This is a genomic window from Ochrobactrum sp. SFR4 (assembly GCF_019730395.1).
Lineage (GTDB): Bacteria > Pseudomonadota > Alphaproteobacteria > Rhizobiales > Rhizobiaceae > Pseudochrobactrum.
In genome coordinates this window covers 1-229 of the sequence record NZ_JAAPBB010001507.1, presented here as the reverse complement: position 1 = coordinate 229, position 229 = coordinate 1, and the positions used below count along the sequence as shown (strand labels likewise).

Genomic DNA, 229 nt, shown 5'->3' with positions numbered 1-229 from the left:
AACAGCGCGGACAAAAGGGCAAGATCATCAATGCCTCGTCAATTGCCGGTCATGATGGTTTTGCGATGCTCGGTGTTTATTCTGCAACCAAATTCGCGGTACGTGCGCTGACGCAGGCAGCTGCGAAGGAATATGCGAGCGCAGGCATTACCGTAAACGCCTATTGTCCGGGCATTGTCGGCACGGATATGTGGGTGGAAATTGACGAGCGGTTCTCTGAATTGACCGG

General features: G+C 53.3%; 1 protein-coding gene. It reads left to right on the top strand.

The annotated features are described in order from the left end of the window. The coding region (locus HBA93_RS24050; protein WP_221724881.1) for an SDR family NAD(P)-dependent oxidoreductase at window positions 1-229 on the top strand (229 nt) is incomplete at both ends.